Origin of the sequence: Streptomyces sp. NPDC029044, assembly GCF_040637495.1 — a bacterium.
In the GTDB taxonomy this organism is placed as follows: Bacteria; Actinomycetota; Actinomycetes; order Streptomycetales; family Streptomycetaceae; genus Streptomyces.
The window spans coordinates 31,927-50,348 of the sequence record NZ_JBEZWN010000045.1 but is presented as its reverse complement, the minus strand read 5'-3'; the positions used below and the strand labels follow the sequence as shown (position 1 = coordinate 50,348).

The 18,422-nt window shown below is 69.6% G+C and carries 14 protein-coding genes and 1 pseudogene; 5 read left to right on the top strand and 10 right to left on the bottom strand.

Annotated elements, in window-relative coordinates; genetic code table 11:
* Positions 1–100 precede the first annotated feature (100 nt).
* From AB0E85_RS28610 to AB0E85_RS28600, 3 genes are read right to left on the bottom strand one after another with little or no spacing between them, the layout of a single operon-like run.
* Complete coding sequence (locus tag AB0E85_RS28610; protein ID WP_361932893.1) at positions 101–1,330, bottom strand: HAMP domain-containing sensor histidine kinase; 1,230 nt, start codon at positions 1,328–1,330, stop codon at positions 101–103.
* On the bottom strand, positions 1,327–2,070 hold the full coding sequence (gene cseB, locus AB0E85_RS28605) for a two-component system response regulator CseB (protein WP_361932890.1): 744 nt from the start codon (positions 2,068–2,070) through the stop codon (positions 1,327–1,329). The genes AB0E85_RS28610 and cseB overlap by 4 nt, the downstream gene beginning before the upstream one ends.
* Positions 2,067–2,753 (bottom strand): hypothetical protein, encoded by a 687-nt coding sequence (locus AB0E85_RS28600; RefSeq protein WP_361932887.1) that lies wholly within the window; start codon positions 2,751–2,753, stop codon positions 2,067–2,069. Before AB0E85_RS28600 ends, cseB begins: the two co-directional genes overlap by 4 nt.
* Before the next feature lie 349 nt (positions 2,754–3,102).
* On the opposite strand from AB0E85_RS28600, the pseudogene AB0E85_RS28595 reads away from it, so the two are divergent.
* Positions 3,103–3,267, top strand: a pseudogene (locus tag AB0E85_RS28595) (pirin family protein); the annotation flags it as partial.
* Between the two features lie 171 nt (positions 3,268–3,438).
* Here the strand turns inward: AB0E85_RS28595 and AB0E85_RS28590 are convergent.
* Complete coding sequence (locus tag AB0E85_RS28590) at positions 3,439–4,077, bottom strand: helix-turn-helix domain-containing protein (protein WP_361932885.1); 639 nt, start codon at positions 4,075–4,077, stop codon at positions 3,439–3,441.
* Positions 4,078–4,220: 143 nt separating this feature from the next.
* Here AB0E85_RS28590 and AB0E85_RS28585 point away from each other — a divergent pair, with 143 nt between their 5' ends.
* From AB0E85_RS28585 to AB0E85_RS28575, 3 genes are all read left to right on the top strand, one after another.
* Complete coding sequence (locus AB0E85_RS28585) at positions 4,221–5,159, top strand: MBL fold metallo-hydrolase (protein ID WP_361932882.1); 939 nt, start codon at positions 4,221–4,223, stop codon at positions 5,157–5,159.
* 72 nt (positions 5,160–5,231) lie between these two features.
* Positions 5,232–6,830 (top strand): MFS transporter, encoded by a 1,599-nt coding sequence (locus AB0E85_RS28580; RefSeq protein ID WP_361932879.1) that lies wholly within the window; start codon positions 5,232–5,234, stop codon positions 6,828–6,830.
* Positions 6,827–7,771: a fumarylacetoacetate hydrolase family protein gene (locus AB0E85_RS28575; protein ID WP_361932876.1), complete on the top strand. Its 945-nt coding sequence runs from the start codon at positions 6,827–6,829 to the stop codon at positions 7,769–7,771. The genes AB0E85_RS28580 and AB0E85_RS28575 overlap by 4 nt, the downstream gene beginning before the upstream one ends.
* A gap of 302 nt (positions 7,772–8,073) precedes the next feature.
* Here the strand turns inward: AB0E85_RS28575 and AB0E85_RS28570 are convergent, their stop codons facing one another.
* From AB0E85_RS28570 to AB0E85_RS28545, 6 genes are all read right to left on the bottom strand, one after another.
* Positions 8,074–8,505 carry a MarR family winged helix-turn-helix transcriptional regulator gene (locus AB0E85_RS28570; protein ID WP_361932873.1) on the bottom strand — a complete coding sequence of 144 codons (432 nt, stop codon included), beginning with the start codon at positions 8,503–8,505 and terminating at the stop codon, positions 8,074–8,076.
* Between the two features lie 662 nt (positions 8,506–9,167).
* The gene (locus AB0E85_RS28565; RefSeq protein ID WP_361932870.1) at positions 9,168–9,902 is read right to left on the bottom strand and encodes a cupin domain-containing protein; all 735 of its coding nucleotides are present in this window, start codon (positions 9,900–9,902) and stop codon (positions 9,168–9,170) included.
* On the bottom strand, positions 9,899–10,822 hold the full coding sequence (locus tag AB0E85_RS28560) for a PmoA family protein (protein WP_361932868.1): 924 nt from the start codon (positions 10,820–10,822) through the stop codon (positions 9,899–9,901). Before AB0E85_RS28560 ends, AB0E85_RS28565 begins: the two co-directional genes overlap by 4 nt.
* A complete protein-coding gene (locus tag AB0E85_RS28555; protein ID WP_361932866.1) occupies positions 10,815–11,942 on the bottom strand; it encodes a Gfo/Idh/MocA family oxidoreductase in 1,128 nt (375 codons plus the stop codon). Before AB0E85_RS28555 ends, AB0E85_RS28560 begins: the two co-directional genes overlap by 8 nt.
* A gap of 291 nt (positions 11,943–12,233) precedes the next feature.
* The gene (locus AB0E85_RS28550) at positions 12,234–13,931 is read right to left on the bottom strand and encodes a substrate-binding domain-containing protein (RefSeq protein ID WP_361932864.1); all 1,698 of its coding nucleotides are present in this window, start codon (positions 13,929–13,931) and stop codon (positions 12,234–12,236) included.
* 185 nt (positions 13,932–14,116) lie between these two features.
* A complete protein-coding gene (locus AB0E85_RS28545) occupies positions 14,117–16,117 on the bottom strand; it encodes a DUF4978 domain-containing protein (protein ID WP_361932861.1) in 2,001 nt (666 codons plus the stop codon).
* Positions 16,118–16,583: 466 nt separating this feature from the next.
* Here AB0E85_RS28545 and AB0E85_RS28540 point away from each other — a divergent pair, with 466 nt between their 5' ends.
* The gene (locus AB0E85_RS28540) at positions 16,584–18,383 is read left to right on the top strand and encodes an RICIN domain-containing protein (protein ID WP_361932859.1); all 1,800 of its coding nucleotides are present in this window, start codon (positions 16,584–16,586) and stop codon (positions 18,381–18,383) included.
* Positions 18,384–18,422 lie beyond the last annotated feature (39 nt).

The window sequence follows — 18,422 nt, the reverse complement described above, 5'->3', positions numbered from 1 at the left end:
GATCGCGCAGGTCTACGGCCTGCCTCCGGCGGCCGTCCGCGGGCGATCGAAACCCGCTCCGTTGTGTATCTGTTCTGTACCGGCGAGAGTTCGCCGCGGGTTACAGGGGCTCGTCAGGGGCCGCGGGCAGGGTGAGAACGGCCTCGGCGCCGCCGTCGGGCGCGTTGCCGAACCGGAGCCGGGCACCGATCACCTCGGCCTGCCCCAGGGCGATGGTCAGCCCCAGACCATGTCCTTTGCCGCGCTCCGGAGCGTGCGTGCGGAAACGCTGGGGGCCGTCGGTCAACAGCTCCTCGGGGTATCCCCGCCCGTGGTCGCGCACGGTCACCGAGGTCGCCGTGACGGCGACCTCCACCGGGGGCCGGCCATGCCGGTGCGCGTTGGCCAGCAGATTGGCGAGGATACGGTTCAACCGACGTGGGTCGGTGCGGACCAGAGTGGCCGTGTGTCCGTCCTCCACCGGGTCCACGCGGACCGGGAAGTCGGCGCGCGCCACGGCCTGTTGGACCAGCAGGCCCAAGGACCAGGCGGCCAGGTCGGGTTCCTCGGCGCCGGTGTCCAGCCGGGAGATCTCCAGCAGATCGTCGGTCAGGGAGCACAGGGCCCGCACCCGCTCGCGCACGTGGTCGGTGATCCGTCCCTCGGGCAGGTTCTCGGCAGCCGTCAGCAGCCCCATCAGGGGCGTACGCAGTTCGTGGGCGACGTCGGCGGTGAACCGCTGCTCCGTCAGCAGGCGGGACTGCAAGGCTGCCGCCATGGTGTCGACGGCGTGCGAGATCTCGTCGATCTCGTCCCGGGGCCGTTCGGGTACGCCGATCCGCGCGTCGAGTTCGCCGTGGCTGATCCGCGTCGCCGTGGCCGCCGCGAGCCGCAGGCGCCGGCTCAGGCGGGAGGCGGTGAAGGCGCCGGCCGGGAGCAGCACCCCGGCGGTCAGCGCCCCGGCCACGGCGATGCTGGCGTCCAGCGCCTCCAGGTCGCGCAGCGTCGGCTCCACGTTCGCGGTCACCGACAGCGTCCGGTCACCGGCCGGGCGGGCCGCCCACATCTGTCGCCCCCGAGGCCCGTCGACCAGTTCGGTGCCGTGATGCCCGCGGCGCACCAGCCCGGCCAGCCCCTCGGGGAGCTCGGCGTCCAGGCGGGCACCCGTCCCGCGTACCTCGCCGGTCCGGGCGTAGACCGATGCGGCCCGGTCAAGATCCGTGCGGACGGCTGACCGGGCCTGCTTCAACTCCCGGTTGTAGGCGTCCACATGCACCCACACGCCCACGCACGCCACCGCGGCGGCCGTCGTGGAGACGACCAGCGTGCCGATGCGCCACCGGAGATTCATCGACGCATCTTGTAGCCGAAGCCACGCACCGTCTCGATGTACCCGCCGCCGATCTTCGCGCGCAGCCGCTGCACATGCAGGTCGACCACCCGGGTGTCGTGGTCCCACTCGTGTTCCCACACCCGCCGCAGCAGAGTGCCCCGATCCAGCACCGTGCCCGCGTGGGCGGCGAACTCCAGCAGCAGACGCAGCTCGGTCGGGGTCAGGGCGACCGGCGCGCCCGCCCGGGTCACCTCCATCCCGTCGGTGTCGATGCACAGATCACCGAACCGCAACAGCCGCTCCGCCCCGGCCTGCTCCGATGCCGGGGACGGTCGCCCGTTCCCCTCGGGGGAGGCCTGGGCCGCGTAGGAGACCCGCCGCAACAGGGACCGGATCCGGGCGACGACGACCGAGCTCTCGCACGGCTTGACGACGTAGTCGTCGGCACCCGACTCCAGACCGGAGACGACATCGAGGGCGTCGCCCCGGGCGGACATCATCAGGATCGGCACGGTGCTCGTCTCCCGGACCCGGCGGCACAGGCCGATCCCGTCGAGTTCAGGCAGCATCACGTCCAGCAGCAGAAGATCGGGCCGGAGCTCGCGGAACAGCTCCAACCCCGTCAGCCCGTCCCCGGCGGAGAACACGGTGAAGCCGTAGCGCTCCAGCGACACCTGGAGCATGTCGCGGATCACCTCGTCGTCCTCCACCAGAAGCAGGCGGGCCTCGACCGGCGTGCCGGAGGTGTGCGACGTCACGACGCCCCCGGCTCGGGAAGGTCGGTCCGGTCGGACCGGGTTGCGTCGCGCAGGGACAGGATCTCTCCGTTCCATCGGTAGCGGCTGACCGTGGTGGTGCGTGTGCCGGGGTCCGACGACGTCACCAGCAGTTCGCTGCCGATCGTGGACGCCGTGGTGCCCAGCGGCAACCACGTCGACAGAACGGGACGGACGTCCGCCGGACCGTTGATCATGTAGACCTCCAGAAGGGTCCGGGAGTCGACGGGATCATCCAGTGCCACCACCGCTTCGGCCTCGCCGTCCCCCGTGAGATCCCGGTTCGCCACCGGCCGCATCCGGGGGCACTCCTCCCTCGCCGCACCGGCACAGGCGCCCGCGGCACTGCGGAAGTAGGAGGACAGATTGGTGTCCGCCGCCACCAGATTCCAGGCATCGGCGCGGCTCACGGGCGTCGAGACCCGCACGCCGACGATCGGCGCGTACCGGTCCTCGTACGGCGCGTTCTGGCCGCGCGTGACGGGCGGGGTGTAGCCGGGCCACAGCGGCTTGGGTTTCGCCGGGGGTGTCAATGACGCGGCCGGGCCGTCGTCCACCGTGCCCTTCCCGCCCGCGCACGAACACAGGGCCAGTGCTCCCGCCACAGCGGCGACGACGGCACACCAACTGCGCGCACGCCCGAAGCGCTGCTCTGCTGACGACATCCCGGGTATCACGACGAGCTTGTACACCTCACTCCGCGAGCGTACCAACAGCACCAGAGCACACTCCGGCCCGGAGTTGAGTCCTCGTGTGGGGAGATCACCGTCGAGGACGTCCGGACGTACGTGTCCGAGCACCGGGCCCGCTACAAGCTGCCCCGGCGCCTGACCGTCGTGCCCGTCGTCCCCCGCAACGCGTCCGGATAGCCGGACAAGGTGGTGAGCCGTCAGCTGGTGGTCCAGGACAGCGGAACCCATGGTTGCTGACTCCTGCACGACCGACGCTGACAGCTTGCTGACCCTCACCGGTGAGGAATACCGCGGACCTGCACTGGTGTGCGCAGGGTCCGCTATGTTCTGGAGCTGGATCGGGGGGCCGCAGCAGGAGATCGAGCAGCCGCGCCGGGACTGGATGGAGGGGACGCGGTTCGGGGAGGTGAAGGGGTACGACGGTGCCCCACTGGCTGCTCCGGAACTGCCGCCTGTGCCGTTGAAGCCGCGAGGCAGAATGCGCTGACCTGTGGCGGCTGTGGTCCAGCCCGATTTCGGGGCACTGTCGCGCCGCCGCGAGCGCCGCCGCCTGGGACCGGTTGCTGCTTGAGGGGCTGCGGACCGACCCCGTCGGCACGCGGCCCGGACGACGACTCGGTGCGGCCGGCCGGCCACAGCAGATATGTGGCAGGTACCGTCAGGCCCCGGCGTCGCCCCGGTCGGCCAGGAGGCCCAGCAGGATGATGTCGAGCGCGCCGGCGATGCGCTGGTGGAGGTCGAAGGGGGGCGGTTCCTCGCGGACCCAGCGCAGGATCGTCGAGAAGTAGCAGGCGGCCAGCAGTTGGCCGACCTGGTCGCAGTCGGAGCCTGCCCTGATTTCCCCGCGTCGCCGTCCCTCGTCGACGATCCTGCCGAGTTCCCTTTCCAGCGACGGGTCGTGCAGGAGGTTTCCGTAGCGCGCTGATGCGTCCATCAGGACGGTGGTCTCGGCGCGCGAGGCGACGTTGAGGTCGCTCATCTCCTTCAGATAGCGCCGCAGTCGGTCGCCGACCGGCAGGTCCTCGGCGTGCTCCGCGCCGAGGATCTCGGCGACACGGGCACGGCGGCGGACTCCCCATTCCTCGAGGAACCCCACCTTCTGTGCGAAGTGGTTGAAGACAGTCGCCCGGGCGACATCGGCGGACTCGGCGATCTGCTCCATGGTGGTCGCCTCGTATCCCTGGACGACGAAGAGGCGGATCGCCGTCTCGTACAGCTCGTCGTGCAGCTTGCGGCGTCTGCGCTCCTGGCGTCCGACGGCCCTACCGCCTTCGGCTGCCCCGTCCCCGGTTTTCATGGCCCTCAGTACAACACAGGGCCGCACACCTCTTGACCCCTCCCTGGCGACTACCTAGATTCCTCTCCACTGCTGGACTTCAGTCCAACAATGGATGCAAGTCTCGCGCTGTTGATCGCGCTGGACGCTGACAAGGAGGCAACGTGGCTTCCGTGACATCCCGGACAGGCTGCGTCGATCTCGGACACGGCTGTCACGCCTGGATCGCGGGCGATGTCGGATGGGGCATGAGCAACGCCGGGTTGATCACCGGACGGGGTGAGTCACTGCTCGTCGACACCCTCTACGACCTGCCGTTGACCAAGACCATGCTCGACGCGCTCGCACCGCTGACGGCGGGCGCGCCGATCTCCACCGTGGCGAACACCCATGGCAACGGCGATCACTGGTTCGGCAACCAGCTCGTCGCCCATGCCGAGATCATCGCGGCGCGCGGGTCCCTGACGGACATGCGTCAGGTCGGCCCGGCCGAGATGCGGGCGCTGACCGGCATGGACAGTCCCGCCGGACGCTTCGCCCGCCGCATCTTCGGCCGCTTCGACCACACCGGCATCGACCCCGTTCTGCCCAACCGGGTCTTCGACGGCGAGACCGTCCTGGACGTCGGCGGCACCGAGGTCTGCCTCATCGACGTGGGCCCCGCGCACAGCGCCGGGGACACGATCGTGCACGTGCCGCATGCCCGGATCGTCTACACCGGCGACATCGTCTTCGCCGGGGCGGCCCCGGTCGTCTGGCACGGCCCCTTCGCCCGCTGGCTCTCCGCCTGTGACCTGCTGCTCGCCCTCGACGCCGACATCGTCGTACCCGGCCACGGCCCCGTCACCACGAAGCAGGCCGTCCACCGGATCCGTGACTACCTCGAGTACGTCCATGAGCAGGCCGCCACCCGGTTCGCCGCCGGTATGCCGGCCATGGACGCGGCGCACGACATTCCCCTCGGCCGCTTCGCCGACCTGGACGAGAGCGAACGCCTCGCCGTCAACGTGCACACCGTCTACCGGGAGCTCGACCCCTCACTACCCCCGCTCGACGGTCCCGGGCTGTTCGGTTGCATGGCCGAGCTCTGCCCCCGCGTCTGACGAAGCTCCCCGCACCAACAGTCCCCTTCGTTCCGCGGGCCGTACGTCCCGCCGCCCCTCCAAGGAGGAGACATGGTCTCCACCCCCGCCTACGACCCACCGGCCGCCTCGTCCGACACCGCACCAGCCACAGCGGCACGGCACACCGGCACGATCATCGCCGGCTGTCTGGCCGTCTGTCTGGCTCAGATCGGGCTCGTGCTGCCCGCCGCGATCAACGGCGTCATGCAGCGCACACTACAGGCGTCCGGCTCCGAACTGACCTGGATCAGCGACGCCTTCCTGGTGCCCGCCGCCGTCCTCGCCCTGACCTTCGGTGTCGTGGGCGACCTGTACGGCCGCAAGAAGCTGGTCGTGGGCGCGTCGTTGCTGGCCGCCCTCGGCTACCTGGTCTCCGCCGCCTCCGACACCCCCGCTCAGCTGATCACCGGACAGGCGATCTCCGGCGTCGGAGCCGCCGCGCTCTTCCCCGCCTCCCTGTCGATGATCACCGCCATCACCACCACGCCGGCCGCACGGGCCAAGGGGCTGGCCTCCTGGACCACGGCCCTGTCGCTCGGTGCCCTCATCGCCCCGCTTCTGTCCGGCAGCATCGTCGAACACGCCTCATTCCAGTGGGCGTTCGGCATGACCGGAATGGTCGCCGTCGTCACCGCCGTGGCGGCCTGGCTGCTGGCCACCGAGTCCAGTGCCCCCGAGGGCCGCTCGCTCGACTGGCTGGGGCAGATCACCATCGCCCTGGCTATGCTCAGCTTGCTGTACGGCATCATCCAGGGCCCCTCCGTCGGCTGGGGCTCGGGGCCCATTGTGCTGTCGTTCATCGCCTTCGTCGTCTTCCTCGCCGCGTTCGTGGCGGTGGAGCACCGCAGCGCGGCTCCGATGCTGAGGCTGGAGCTCTTCCGCATCCCGGCCTTCGCCGCCTCGGCCGCGATGGCAGTGATCGGCATGTTCGGCTTCCTCGGCGGCGCGTACGACCTGAGCATCCGCCTGGGCGTCATCCAGCACCAGAGCCCTCTCCAGGCCGCTGTGCCCTTCCTGATCATTCAGGGCATCACACCGTTCATCTGGCCCCTGCTGGTGCGCCTGCTGCACCGCGTCGGCCCCGGCCCCATGCTCGTCACTGGCTTCGTTTCGCTGGCCGTCGCCCAGATGTGGCTGCGGGCAGTGCCGGTCCATGAAACCGGCCTGGTGCCGCTGCTCGGACCGCTGGTGCTCAACGGTGTCGGCTTCGGCCTGGTCGTCGCCGCGATCACCGCCGCCGCCGTCAACGTCGTACCGCACAGCCTGACCGGCATGGCCGGCGCCACCACCAGCCTGGTTCGCGACCTCGGCCAGACCCTCGGCCCGGCCGTCGTCGGCGCGGTCGCCCTTGGCATGGCCGCGAGCCAGCTCACCGGCGGCCTCGCGGGCGCCGGACTCACCCCGAAGGAGCACGGCATCGCCACCGCCGTCCTGAACGAGGGCGGCCCGCTGGCCCTGCACACCGCCGACCTCGGCCCGCTCAGCGCCAAGCTCGCCCCGTTCACCACGGACGCCCTGGCCCACGGCTACAACAACGGACTGCTGCTCACTGCGGGCGCCTGCGTCGTCGCCGCCGTGATCGCCGCCGCTTTCGTCGGCCGCCGGCCCGGTGGCACCGCGCCGGTCGAGGCGGCGGAGAGTGCGGCGTGAAGTTCGCGACCTACATCCACGCCGGGAAACGGCAGTCGGGAGTCATCGCCGACGACCGGGCCCACCCCTTCGAACGCCCCGTCGACCTGCTGGCCCTCATCATGGAGGGCAAGGATTCCCTGTGCAGGGCCGGAGAACGCGCCCTTACCGGCTCCCTGCCGGTGCCCCTGGCAGACGTACGGCTGCTACCGCCGCTTCAACCGCCCACCGTTCGTGACTACATGACCTTCGAGAGCCATGTCGCGGGCGTGGCGCGCGGGTACGGCGACACGGTCCCCGACGAGTGGTACGCCGCGCCCGCGTTCTACTTCACCAACCCGTACGCGGTCATCGGCGCCCACGACGACGTACCCATGCCGCCCGGCTGCCTCCGCTTCGACTTCGAACTCGAAGTCGCCGCCGTCATCGGAAAGGCCGGCCGGGACCTCACCCCCGAGCAGGCACACGAGCACATCATCGGCTACACGATCCTCAACGACTGGTCGGCCCGCGACCTCCAGGGCCGCGAGATGAAGGTCAAACTCGGCCCGGCCAAGGGCAAGGACACCGCCACCACCCTCGGCCCGTGGCTGGTCACCGCCGATGAACTCGAACCCCACCGCAACACGGAGGGGTTCCTGGACCTTGCCCTGAGCGTCGCCGTCAACGGCGAGACGGTCGGACGGGACCGACTGGCCAACATGGCCTGGACGTTCGAGGAGATGGCGGCTTACGCCTCCCGCGGCACCTGGATCCGCCCCGGCGACGTCCTGGGCTCAGGCACGTGCGGCAACGGCGGTTGCCTGGCCGAACTCTGGGGCCGCAACGGCGACTTGCGGCCACCACCGCTCACCCCCGGGGACACCGTCACGATGGCGGTCGAGGGCATCGGCACCCTCAAGAACACCGTCACCGAGGGCGTCCCGCCGATACCTCTGCCACCTGCCCGCCTCAGGCAATGAACCCTGGGCCCTGGGCGGCCCTGCTCGTCGGCTCGGGCCTCTCCGGCGCTCACCTGGCCGGGACGCGCATGTCCGTCCACGGCGCCTGCCCCGAACAGGATAAGGATGAGCGGTACCCGCTCATCGCTGACAAGCATCCCAAGCCTCGCGGAGGAGAGGATCTTCTGTCCGCTCGGGATGAACGACACCTCCTGCGGTCTGCCTCCCAAGGAGCCGCGCCGGGTGCCCGTCGTCATGACCGGCACCTCGTCGGGGCCGCCTCGACGGCCACGGCCACCATGGAGAGTCTGCACGAGGTCGCCTCAGGACCCGCGAACCGTGTCCGTCACCCGGGCGAGCAGCGTCTTCAGTTGAGCGGCGTCGTCCGGGCCCAAGGCGTCGGTGACCGTCTGCTCGATCCGGGTGATCACGGTGTCGGCCGCCCGCAGGGCCTCGCGGCCCGTGTCTGTGAGGTGGAGCTCCTGTACATGGCGGTGGCGCGGGTGGGCGTGACGCTCCACCTGGCCCCGGTTCTCCAGGCGGGCGACCAGGGACGCCACCGCCTGAGGAGTGACGTTCAGGCGGCGGGCCGGCTCCGCTCCGGTCAGGCCGGGCTCGGCGTAGATGAGCACCAGCAACTGGTAGTGCGCCACCCCCATCCCCAAAGAGCGCAGTTGCTGCTCCTTGAGCCCTTGCACGACCACCTCGGTCCGGCGCAGCGCCCGGATGACCCGGTCCTGCGCGTCGGCGGCCACTGGTTTGTCGGGCGCCTCCTCCGGGATCGGCGCCGCCTACGCCCGCCCGACCACGACCTCGTCCTGGTGGCCCGGAGCTGGTGGTATCCCGTCCTTGTGGTGGGGAATCTGCGGTTGTCCAGCAGCGCTCCGGTCGTGGTGACCACCGCGGCTGCATGGACGTCGTTGTGGGTGTCCACCCCGAGCACCACCTCCTCGCTGGGGTCAGTTGTGCCGCGGTGACGTGGATGGGTGTGCTGGGTCATGCTGGTCACGGTCGACTGTCTCCTGAACGCTCGGGGAACACCGGCCGACGCCGGGCCGAGTGCGGCGGTCACGACTGTGACGGTGCCTGTCGCGAAGGCCCCTATCGGGACACGCCCAGCGGTCCGGTGGCAGCATGCGCCGCCCCAGATAGAGGTCGGCAGATCAAACGCAAGGCACAAAGGCCAGTCGTACCGAGGGCCAGACCACCACCCGCGGCGGCACCCTCACATCCTCACAGTGGTATCTCGACAGCGAGGTGTCGATAGGAGACGGGCGTCGTGGCCAGGGCGCCGGCGTCTGTGGACGTGGCCGCTCGGGAGAGGGGCGCTCCAAGACCGCCCAGAGGAGCGGTTCCGACGCCGACAGCGGTTGCGGCAGTGAGGAAGCTCCGCCTGGGCAGCCGGGGGTGTCAGATGTCACCGATCGGCCCCTTTTTGGTGGGTGGGGTGGTAGGCGTGTAGGAAGCCGCACATGCCCAGGGTCTGCCAGGACGGTCGGGCGATGCGCGAGAGCTCGGCGTCGAACAAGTGGCGGAAGTCGCCGCGCCGCAGCGCGTCGATCTGCCGCAGTGCCGTGTGCGCGGCGGCCAGCGCGCCGTCGTTGACCGTCTTCTCCCAGGTGTCCAGGTGGGGCTGGACAAGCCGTGCCGCCGCCGCGCAGAAGTTTTCGTACGCCGAGCGGTTTCCTCGCCGCCACTGCCGCTTCAGCTCGGTGAACCCTTCGACGGCCAGATCCCTGCGTGCCCGCGCGCGCTCGTGGCTGGGGTTGCCGTCGGCGTCGAGGAGCGAGGACGCGTCCGGGTAGGTCTCGGGGGAGAGGTACTCGGGCGGGAACGTCATGACCGCGTCGCCTGCCTCGGGGAGGCCGCTGTTCTGCATGACGACGATCACGCGGAGGTCCTCGTCGTTGACGGCGCGGTGGATCGTGCCGGGGGTGAACCAGACGACGTCTCCGGGGTGCAGTTCGGTCGTCGTGTGCCCTTGGTCGTTGAGGGTTTCCAGTCGGCCGCGGCCACTGACGACGACGTAGCACTCCGAGCAGGTGAGGTGCATGTGGGGCGAGCCGCCGTGTTCGTCGTCCGCCGCGGGCCAGGGATACACCTGGAGCTGGCTGAGTCCCACGGCTCCGGGGAAGCCGGGCACGGAGGTCACAGCGCGAACTCCCCTGCGATCACTTCGACTTCGCGGCGGTCCATCCTGCGGTCGAGGAACACGAAGCGGTGGCTCAGGGACAGGGTCTCACCAGGTTCCAACTTGATCTCCGTGTCGAAGGCGGGGGAGGGGTTGAGGCAGGCGAAGGCGCTGCTGCGGGCGAACCACGTCAGCGGGGTGGCGGCGCTGGTGGTGCCGGCGTAGGCGAGGACCGTGGCGCCGCCGTCGATCTCGTCGTGCTCGCCGGTGATGGCCACCCAGGCACCCCGCGTGCCCATCACGGCGTCGCCTTCCTCGCCCCCTTCGGCGATGACGTCCGCACCGGTCCAGGCCCGGGGCCCGCGCCAGAACAGCCCCGTGTAGCCGGCGTTGGGGCGGCCGTGGGTGGTGGGGCTGCCCATCTCCAGCGGCTCGTGGTGCACGTTGGTCAGGGCGGTGGTGAAGTCCAGCGCCCAGATACCCTCGTCGGCGTCGGCGCTGTGGAAGCGCAGGGTGCGGGTCTCGTCGATCCACACCTCGTCGCTGGAGGCGAACCAGTCCAGGCCCTGGACGACCGACACCTCGCTGCCGCCGTTGTCCTGCCGCTCGAAGGCGCGGTGCACCTGCTGGCCGTGGTTCTCCCGCCAGACGTAGCCGTGGCCGGGCGCGCCCTGTTCGAAAGTGGGCCCGCCCCAGAAGTTGTCGCCGGACAGATGCGACCAGGTCATCTGCAGGCCCTTGTGCCAGCGGTGGTCCCAGGGCCGATAGACACCCACGGGCGCGCCGGAGATGGTCTTCAGCGGATAGAGGTAGGGCTTGGGGGATTCCTCGAGCAGGGTGTCCGGCCGGTACACGTACGTGGCGAGGTCGGTGCCGGCGGCCGACACCACGAACTGGGTCCCGGCGTCGTCGTAGTCGATCGTGAAGTGAGTGTCAGACACCGGTCTTCTCCTTGGCGGCGTTGTCTCTGGCGGCGCCGGGGCGACCGCTCATGGAGTGGTAGAAGGGGTTGGCCGGGGTGATCATGTCCGGGGTGACGGGGCGTCCGGTCGTCGCCGACTCGTACAGGGACGCGATGAAGGCCAGGACACGGCGGCCGTCGTCGCCACTGGCCTCGGGGCGTTCCCCGGCGCGCAGCGACCGCAGCAGCGCGCGCAACTGCGCGGCGTGCGAACTGGCTTCGTCGTCGAGCGGTGCTCCCAGCTCCGTGGCCGTGGCGTCGGCCCGATGGGGTGCGGGGGTCCACGTCCAGTGGGAGTTGTCGTAGCCGTAGAGGTGGGACAGCTCGACCGTGGCCTCGGGGAAGTCGAAGCGCAGGTAACTGGTCTCGCGGGGGGAGAGGAGGCTGTTGACCATGGAGACCATGGCGCCACCGGCGAAGCGGACCATCGCCATGGAGACGTCCTCGGTCTCCACGTCGCGGGCCAACGTGCCCATGGCGGCGCGGACTTCGGTCCATTCGCCCATCAGGGACAGCATGAGGTCCATCTGGTGGATGCCGTGGCCCATGGTGGGGCCGCCGCCCTCGGTCTCCCATTTGCCGCGCCAGGGGACCTCGAAGTAGGCGTCGTCCCGGTACCACAGGGTGTGGCAGACGCCGACCAGGGGAGTGCCGAGGCGGCCGGTGCGGATGTGTTCGCGCAGGGCTCGGGCGGCGGACCCGAAGCGGTGCTGGAAGACGTAGGAGACGTACGGGCCGCCCTCGCGCTCGTGGGCGGCGATGGCGTCGTACTCGGCCACCGAGAGGGTGGGGGGCTTCTCGCACCACACCCACACACCGGCGTCCAGACAGGCGGTGATGGCCGCGCCGTGGGCGATCGGGGGCGTGCAGACGACGGCCAGGTCGGGGCGCTGCTCCTGGAGCATCCGATCGAGGCTGGTGTAGGCGGCGGGGACGTTCCAGCGGGCGGCGAAGGCCTCGGCGCGCTGCTGGTCGACGTCGACGACCGCGACGACGGTGGCCTCGCCGCTCTGGGCCTGGACGGCGGGCATGTGGCAGCCGTCGGCGATGTTTCCGGCGCCGACGATCGCCACCCTCACGGGCTGGCTGTACTCGGTCATGTGGCTCTTTCGTGAAAGCTCGGGCGGTGCCGTGGGCGCGACACCGGGTCTGGGAACCGCTGACGAAGAAGGTCGGTTCGACCCGCCCGGCCCAGGGCGTGCACGCGTGGTCGTGCGGTCGAAGAGGGAACGGCACTGATCGGATGACCCCGGCGCTCGCCGTGTGACGCGGCGGCAGCCTGAACGTAGTGAACGATCACCTTTGGGGTCAAGAGGTGGTGCAGTGATCGTTCACATTCCATGGTGGATCGCGTCGTGCGGGCACCCGACAGCGGACCCGTCGAGGGGCGCCTAGCGGGGGGCCGGGCCGCTCGACTCTCGCGGAACGATGTGGAACAGCTCGGCGACGTCGGCCACCGGCGCGGGCTCCCCGCGCAGGAGGGCGAGCAGCGACAGCATCGCCCGGCGGCCGACCTCTTCCTTGTCCATGTGCACCGTCGAGATGGTCGGCGAGAAGTACCGGGTGAACTCCTCGTCGTCCCAGCCGAAGACGCTCATGTCCTGGGGCACGCGCGTGCCGCGGTCCTGGAAGCCGCGGATCACGCCCATGGCGACGTAGTCGTTGGCGGCGAGTACGGCCGTCACGCCGGAGTCGGCGGGCAGGTCCCGGGCGGCCTCGTATCCGGAGCGCACGGACCAGTCCCCGTCGACGACGCCGTAGGACTCAAGGCGCAGTCGCTCGATCGCCTCCACGTAGACCGCCCGGCGGTTGCGCGCGGAGGCCCACTCCTGCGAGCCGGCGACGTGGAGGAACCGGCGATGCCCCTGGTCGGCGAGGTGACGCAGGATCTGCTCGGCGGGCCGGCCGTCGGCCAGCCGTCCCCGGGCGTGCAGATCGTCGTCGTACTCGCCCAGCACCACGACGGGCCGCTGCCCGGCGTCCGGCCCGCCGGTGAGCTTCCCCAGCGGCACCAGTGACAGCACGCCGTCCGCCTGCCGGGTGTCCAGCAGGGACAGCACGCTCCGCGCACGCCGCGACTCCCCGCCCTGCAGGCCGATGACGTCCGTCAGGTAGCCGGCCTCGTGCGCGGCGGCCGAAGCGCCCCTCAACAGGGGGATCGGAACGAAGCCGCTCAGTTCGGGCAGCACGATCGTGATCCGGTGGGACCGCCGGGTGCGCATCGAGCGCGCAACGAGGTTGGGTCGATAGTCCAGCTCGGCCACGGCCCGCTCGATCCTCGCCCGTGTCGTCGGCCGCATGCCGCTGTCGTTCTTCAGGTACCGGGAAACGGTCTGATGCGACACCCCGGCCCGCTCGGCTACCTCCCAGATGGTCGCCCGCTTCCCCTGCGAGCCGGCTGTCCTGGTGGCGGCCCGGGCGGCCTTCCTCGCGCGCAGGGGGCGTCCCGCCTGCTCGCACAGGAACTCCAGCAGCTCCGCACCGGACGCCTCCGCGGGCAGGCCGTAGGCAGCGGCGAAGGGCCCGACCCGCGCCGCCAGGTCGTCGACACGCACCAGGTCACGGGAGACTGCTTCGGCGAGGACCGTGCCCACGCGGGCGGCGTCGGCACGGGCGTCGAGCAGGTCGACGACGGTGCGCGGCACCGTGGTGACGGGCAGACCGTCGACGACGGTGATGTCGTCGGCATCCATGCGCGCGCGGTGCAGCACGACGGTCTCGTCACGAGTGGTACGGCGTGACGAGACCGTCAGCTCCACAGGATCGGTGGGCCGGCCGCCCAGGCCGTGCACCGCACACGCGGAGGCGTGGGAGACGACGCCCGCCCCGGGGCCCTCGATGTCGCGGTCCCGCGCCGGCGTCCTGGGATCCAGCCGCAGCCACGCGACCTTGATCCCGAGGTGCTCCGGCGGGGGAGAGGCGAGGATGCGGTACACGCCGTGGCCGACGCTCTCCAGCAGCCCGGCCCGCTCCAGCCTCAGGAGCTGCACGCCCTGCACGGCGTCCAGCTTCGCCTGGGCGGTGGTCACCAGGCCCCACTGGTCGGCGGCCCGCGCCTCCAGCACCTTCAACACGTCGGCCCGACTCATCCAGCAATCATTACAGAGGCGTCGTGCATCGAATATTTCATTGCGCGAGGGCCTGCGACTATTTCAGTGCGCGAGGGCCTGCGACCCGCCGCCGAGACGGCAGAAGGGCGTGCGACCCCCCTGTGACGGACGAGGAAGCGTGACGCCCTCCCTACCGGATGCCCCCGCCACGCAGGGGCCGCCGGCTACCTCGGCTGGAATTCCCAGACGGTGCTCGCGTCCTGCGTTCCCGTGTTCCACTTCGCCTCACCCGCGGAGTTCCCGTACAGGAACGCCCTTCCCGTGAGGGTGTTCCTGACGCGGAGCCCGCCTGCCCCGACGCCTTCCAGGTTCCAGAGCGAGGCGTCCGAAACAGCGCCGGTGTTCCAGATGACGTTGTTGTCGGTGGCGCTGGTCTCCAGATAGAAGCGTCCCGTTCGCACGTTCCTGATGGTCCAGGATCCGGAGGAGTCCTTGGCGACGATCCAGTCCTGGTCGTCGTAGGTGGTCGCGGCCGCGACGATGACCGCACCGTTCGCGTCGGTGTCGAGGTACTCGCCCGAGGACGTGTTCCTCAGCTTGTACCGCGCGCCGCTGACGAGGTAGGCGACCCGCACGCACTCGCCGGCCGCCAGGGCGACGACGGTGTCCCCGGACACCGTGCTGTACGTCTTGGTGCCGGACTTCACCCAGGTGTCGTTCGCGTCGTACCGGCCGGTTTCGACGGACCGTACGACGCCGATGGTTCCCGGCAGGGTGAACGTGGCCTGGGTCGTGGTGGCGAAAGCGAATTCGGCCGCACCACGCCTGACGCCGAATGCCTGCGCACCGCTCGATGTCGTAAACGTGATGTTGACGCCGCCCACGGGCTTGGTGGTCGTGGTGCTGGCCGTCGCGTTCCGGTTGAAGGTCTGCAGGTCGGTTCCGCCGCGTTCCACAGGAGACTTGCCGGCGAGGTCCCGGTGGATCTTGTTCAGCACGTGGTTGAGTCGGGCGACCTTGTCCGAGATGGCCTTGCGGGTGACCACCTTGGTGGTGGGGTTGAAGTTGTACAGGCCGTAGTTGCTGCTGCCCGTGCTGGAGTCCGGGTCCAGGGCGGCGTACAGATTGTGGGCGCTGTTGCCGGCGATGGCGTTGAACTTCTCGACGTCCGCCGCCGCGGTCCCTCCGAAGTTCTCCATGATCATGGGGAAGTTCTTCCCTTGGGCCCAGACGGCGTCCTGCCCGTAGTTGTAGATCGTGTCGAGGCCCGTGGTGTACGGGTCCTTTCCGAAGAAGTCGATGGTCGCCGTTCCCTGGGCCCGGAGGGCCTCGTTCTCGGCGACCGGCACCGTGTCCCCGCTGCCGGCGATGTTGGTCCGGGTATAGACCGAGTAGTCCGACTGCTTGATCACCTGTCCCAGCTGGGTCAGGTAGTCCAGCAGCACGTCCTTGCGGAACTTCGTCGCGTCGGTGTATCCGCCGCTGTTCCAGCGGGCGGTGCTGTAGGTGCTGTAGCTCCGGTCGATGGACTGGCCGCCCTGCTGTTTCGACACGTTCGGTTCGTTCAGCACCTGGATGCCCACGACGGTGTGCGCGGTGTCGGCGGACGCGAGGTGGCTCATGAGTCGGCCGAGTACGAACTTCTCCCTGGCGAGCAGGTTCGGATCGGTCTTGTCCAGGAGGGGGTTGCCGTTCAGGGTCAGCCTGGTGCCGTCGGATCGCACCACGAACTGGTGGTCGTTCATCACGTAGTCCGGCATCCGGTCCGGCATGGACGAACCGGTCGATTCGTGGCTGAACCACAGGAGTTCCAGCTTGAGGCCGTACTCCTTGCACCAGGCCAGGTACTTGTCGAGGTCGGTCCAGTCGAAGGTGTCCTTCGAGGGCTCGATCTGCGACCACCAGATCGGGATGTTCACCACGTTGAACCCGTCGTCGCGGATCATCCCGAGCACCGGCTTCAACTGGGCGTCCGTCCAGCCGAACGTGTACTTGTGCTTCTCGTACCGGAACTGGACGCCGCTGTGGTAGAAGGGCTTCCCGTCGACCATGAGGGTGATCTTGTCGTAGGTGGACCTCGACGTGTCGACGTAGGACACCACACTGCCGGCCGCGGCGGCCCGCGGGAGGCCGCCGACGAGGTTCAGCGCCATGCCCCCGAGGGCTGCCGCCCCGCTCGTGGCGAGGAATCGACGGCGCGACCAAGGGCCGGTGTTCGACTTCATTGCACTACCTCCGTGTCAGGTGAACGTGTGCCGGATAGTGAACGATCACGATTAGGGGCTTCGATGGCGCCCGTCAGGAACCTTCGAGGCAGGGGTGTCGGGCGCAGCGCGATCAAGTCGACAGGCGACGGCGCGGCCCTGGCGATCAGCGGTTGACTGAAGCCGGGTGGCGCACATAAGACTGGCTGAGACGCTTGTGTGTCAATGGTGTGAACGAGATGAGTTCCGCGGCGTCCCTCGCAGGTCGGCTCGGCTCGAAGGGCTGACGGCGCAGCGGGGTGAACGAGCGCGCGCAGACATCTTGACCGTCATGGTGAACGATCACTATCTTGCCCGTGCAGTCGTCGGAACCTCATCTTCCCGGTGGTTCGTGGCTTTCTGTGGCGCCTTCGGGCTGACGCCACGGCCTGGGACCTCTCTCCCCGCCGGGCACAGGTCGGCATCACCAGAGATCAAGGGAGATCATGTGTATACGGTCATGCGCAGATGGGGCATACGGCCCCGAAGATGGGCCGGCCCCCTGGTCGCCGGGTTCCTGGTGGTCCCGGCCCTCCTCGTCCCTCCGGCCGCCTCGGCCGCCGAAACCCCGGGTGCGACGCTGATCAACGAGACGTTCGACGCTCAGACGGACCCGGCGAACTTCGGTTTCCCGACCGGGGCCGCCATCGGCAACGGCGTACTGACCATCACGAAGGGCATGCCCAATTACTCGACGTCCGTGCGGCCCTTCGCGTCGTCCGTCACGCAGGAGAAGACGCTCGATCTGCGCTTCGACTGGAAGACGGACATCGCCAGTACCGGGATGAAGACCGGCCTGGAACTGCGTGACAACGCCGGACACCTCGTCTTCGGGCTGGCCGCGACGGCGGCGGAACTCCGCTACGCCGTGACCGGCCTCGACTCGGACTCCACCGCCGCCCCGGACACGCTCAATCCCACCTGGACCAGAATCGGCTTCGACCGGTCCAAGTGGTACACGGTCGATCTGCACATGGACTTCACCCTCCGCAAGGTCCAGTACACGATCACCAGCAAGGAGTCAGCGCCGGTCGTCCTGGCTTCCGCCACGGGCAGCATCACGGGGACCGGCCTGGCGAAGCTCGTCGCCTGCAACTACTACGGAACCGGCGTGCAGTCGATCGACAACTTCCGGCTGACCCGCCCCGCGAACTCCGCCTACGGAAGCCTCGCCGGCTCCTCCGTCTACGCCTTCGGGGACAGCATCGTCTACGGGCACAAGTACTCCCGCGGCTTCATGAACTTCCTCGCCGAACGGGAAGGCATGACGCTGACGAAGTACGCGGTGAACGGCGCGACCGTGGGGCCGACCAGCAACCAGATCCTCACCCAGGTGCAGAACGCCAACGCACAGGCGCCCGACTACGTCGTCTTCGACGGCGGCACGAACGACGCCATCCAGATCCACGACAACCACACCTACACGGTCGGCACCGTCAGCGCCTCCCAGGACCCCGCCACGTTCGACACCGGCACGTACGCCGGATCGCTCGAGACCACCATCCGCACGATGCGGCAGAAGTGGCCGTCCGCCCAGCTGGTGTACGTGGCCGCCCACAAGATGGGCTCGCGGGACTGGGACACCCAGCTCGCCCTGCGCGAGGTGTACCTGCAGGCAGCCCAGAAGTGGGGCGTGGCGGTGGCCGACGTCTTCGCGGACACCTCCCTCGACACACGCGTCGACGCGCAGCGGGTGGCGTACACGTTCGACGACCTCGTCAACACCTTCCCGGGCAGTGGCGGCACCGGTACGCACCCGAACATCGCCGGCATCAACTCCTTCTTCCTGCCGGTCGTCACATCGGCACTGTCCCAGCTCGCCGACACGACCACGCTCAAGGCGCGGCACTCGGGCAAGTGCGCCGATGTGGCCGGCTCTTCGACCGCCGCCGGAGCCGAGGTGCAGCAGTGGAGCTGCTCGGGCGGCGACAGCCAGAAATGGCAGCTGCACTCCGTCGGCGGGGGCTACTACCAGATCCTCAACGGCAACTCCGGCCGGTGCCTGGACGTGACCGGCTCCTCCACGGCCGACCAGGCCGGGATCGTCCAGCAGACCTGCGACGGCCGCACCAGCCAGCAGTGGCGGCTGAGCGACACCGGTACCGGCTACTTCGAGATCGTCGCCCGTCACTCCGGGAAATGCCTCGACGTGGAGTCGGCCTTCACCGCGGATGGCACTCGCCTGCTCCAGTACACCTGCTGGGACAGCGAGTTGCACAAGAACCAGCACTGGAGTCTCCAGCTGTGACACACGGGATCCGTACCGCCGGGCGATCACCGGAACAGC